Source organism: Acinetobacter sp. GWC1_38_13, assembly GCF_001767535.1.
In the GTDB taxonomy this organism is placed as follows: Bacteria; Pseudomonadota; Gammaproteobacteria; order Pseudomonadales; family Moraxellaceae; genus Acinetobacter; species Acinetobacter junii.
Map to the genome: position 1 here is coordinate 3438 of NZ_MELG01000101.1, position 2905 is coordinate 6342.

4 protein-coding genes and 2 pseudogenes are annotated in these 2905 nt (G+C 37.9%); all 6 read left to right on the top strand.

What is annotated here, in order from left to right; all coding sequences use genetic code 11:
• Window positions 1-124 (top strand): annotated as a pseudogene (locus A2003_RS10760) (YqaJ viral recombinase family nuclease); the annotation flags it as partial.
• A gap of 114 nt (window positions 125-238) precedes the next feature.
• Window positions 239-1135, top strand: a complete 897-nt coding sequence (locus A2003_RS10765; RefSeq protein WP_286687336.1) for a recombination directionality factor — start codon at window positions 239-241, stop codon at window positions 1133-1135.
• A 96-nt stretch (window positions 1136-1231) separates the two neighbouring features.
• Window positions 1232-1462 (top strand): helix-turn-helix transcriptional regulator, encoded by a 231-nt coding sequence (locus tag A2003_RS10770; protein WP_113996984.1) that lies wholly within the window; start codon window positions 1232-1234, stop codon window positions 1460-1462.
• Between the two features lie 15 nt (window positions 1463-1477).
• Window positions 1478-1600 (top strand): annotated as a pseudogene (locus A2003_RS10775) (AlpA family transcriptional regulator); the annotation flags it as partial.
• Between the two features lie 65 nt (window positions 1601-1665).
• Complete coding sequence (locus tag A2003_RS10780) at window positions 1666-2253, top strand: class I SAM-dependent methyltransferase (RefSeq protein WP_286687337.1); 588 nt, start codon at window positions 1666-1668, stop codon at window positions 2251-2253.
• 7 nt (window positions 2254-2260) lie between these two features.
• Window positions 2261-2905, top strand: a 645-nt coding sequence (locus A2003_RS10785; protein ID WP_502685958.1) for a DUF8808 domain-containing protein, incomplete at its 3' end; no start/stop codon positions are given.

A 2905-nucleotide genomic window follows, 5' to 3' on the forward strand; every position in this document is an offset into this window, starting at 1 on the left:
GTCACAAGACTCTATCAGCTTGGACAGTAAAGCTTTATTGAAACAACATCCTGAATATCTACAGCAATTCCCACAAACTAAAGTGGGTACACGGCGTTTTCAGATTTATCCGAATGGTGGATAACTCATTCCTTATCCACATTTATTACCTAACACAACCAACCCAAAACTAATCGATCCCATACCCCAACAGGTGTGGGATTTTTTTATGTCCAATTTTTATTTAAAGGAAATCATTATGATTAAAGGTTTAGCAATTACACCACCCGTACTGGGTCGTATCAGTATCGGCAAGATTGTCGAAAAGAATGGGAAACGTGTCCCTGAGAAGGATGACCAATTTACCATTACCAGCCAAATTCAAGGGAAAGATGGGTGGATTAAGCATCCCTTGGATGAACAGCTACGAGTTAAAGCACCGAACCAAAAACTCAGAACCATTCCAGTGCGAATGATCTTTAACGATCCTGAGTTAAACCTACGGGCAGAGTATAGTTTGTTTGATCGACAAACAGGGCGTTTAATTTGTTCAGGGAATGGAGAAATTTGTCAGCGACTTGGGAAAAACGGCATAGAACAACATCCATGTCCATCACCTGATTTATGCCCATTGGCCCAAGGTGGATTGTGCAAACCCTACGGACGACTGTATGTGAATTTAGATGAGTCGGATGAGTTAGGCACATTCATCTTTAGAACCACAGGTTTTAACAGCATCCGCACCTTAGCCGCTCGGCTTCGTTACTACCATGCTGCATCGAATGATTTACTTTCATGTTTACCCTTACAACTGACCTTAAGAGGTAAGAGCACGACACAAAGCTATCGTACCCCGATTTATTACGTGGACTTAACTTTACGTGATGGTGTGAATCTACAAGATGCTATTGCTTCAGCCAAACAGATTGATGAGCAGAGCAAGGCAGCAGGGTTTTATCAAGAAGTATTAGATCATGTAGCAAGGCAGGGCTATGGCAATGCCAGCTTTGAGGTGGGAGGTGAAGAGGGCTTGGATATTGTTGAGGAGTTTTATACGGAGGAATCCAAACAAGAATCATCTCAACAACTCCATGACCTGAACCATATGCAGGATATCCAGAAAGGGTTACAGCAGTCAGTACAGGCTTTGAACTAGCAGGGCTTAGACAACATTGGACTGCGTAAAATTTTATTGGACTGACCTATCATCTGAGCGAATACGCGCTCGCATCAATGATTAGGAGAAAACATCATGAATGCGTCGATCACAGGTCAAACTTTTCAGATGAATCAGATACTAAACTTGAAAGATGTCATGCAAATTACGCGGTTAGGTCGGGCTACTATTTACAATATGCTAGATCCTAAAAACGTTAGTTATGATTCTACATTCCCAAAGCAAATCAAATTATCAGCAAACCGCGTGGGATGGATAGCTAGGGAAGTAAATGCATGGATTGAATCAAAAGTTATTGAAAGATAAAAGAGGGTAGAGGCGATTAAAAAAAATTCAAGATATTATGATCCGACATTTCCTCAGCCGATACGGTTAAAAGAGATGCATTTCGGTTGGTCTGCTTGGGAAATCCATCAAAGGATTAAGTCTAAGATGGAAGAATGAGAATAATGGGAGCTTTTGCTCCCTTATTTTTTTGATAGAATTGAGAAAAACTATTCATGATATTAATGAAACAAACTTTAGATTATTACGATATAAATGCACTGGGGTTCTTTGAGTCTACAATTAGGGTAGATATGGAGAGTCTATACCAACCATTTTTACGTTACCTACCAGATAAGGCTTTTATACTTGATTTAGGTTGTGGTTCAGGTAGAGATACCTTAGCTTTTAATAATAAAGTTCATCAGGTTGCAGCAACAGATTATTCAAAAGAACTGGTTGATAAAGCATGTCAATTGACTGGAATCAACGTACGTTTTGAAAGCTTCTATGAGTTGTCTGAGCTAAATAAGTATGATGGTATTTGGGCATGTGCTTCACTATTACATTGTGAAAGAAAACGTTTGCCGGAGGTACTGGAAAAAATACTGAAAGCATTAAAAGTGAATGGTATCTGCTATATGTCATTTAAATATGGTGCGGGGGACCGTTACAAGGATGGAAGACAATTTACCGATATGGATGAATCACAAACACAGAGTTTATTAAAAAAATTTGATAATATTTTACTGTTACAACAATGGATTACGATTGATAAACGTCCCAATCATAATGAAGATTGGCTCAATATCGTATTTCAAAAACGAATTTGAATAAATAATGTCAGTATCCATACCTACACCACAGCAGCAACTCAAGTTTCTGAAACAGATCCAGCAAATTTTACATTCAGGAAGTTTTTCTTCCACTTATAAATTTGCTTTGTTGATGAGTCTTTCTCGCTTAGCGATTGAGCAAGGAGATGATACTGGGGAAAGCTTAACGTTAGACTATCTGGATATTGCAGAGAAATTCATAGATTTATATTGGAAACAGACTCTACCATTTCATTTTAATGAAAATGAACCGTTCCTATTACAACAGAATAATGGCAAGCAAGCAGGAATTATCAGCTTAATTTACACTGCTCAGCAAAGTTATAAATCCCTTGCCTTAGCCAGACGAGATCATGTGTACTGGCTACAATTGAAAAAGAAAGTAGCAGATATCGTAAAGAAAATGCCTGTAACTTACCTACAGAATTTGAAAGGTCAAAATGTTGAGTTTTTATATCGTTTAGAAGATTCTCGAAAACAACTTATACTTTTGCCAAATGTCATGTATTGCTTACGTCAGTTTAGCGAAATCATTGAAGAGTTATGTCAGAAAAAATGGGTTGATTTTGTCAGATTAAATAAATGTAATTTATTGGTTCTGGATGGTTTACCTGATCTTGCAACATTCATGTTTGAGCCAAGCCGAAAT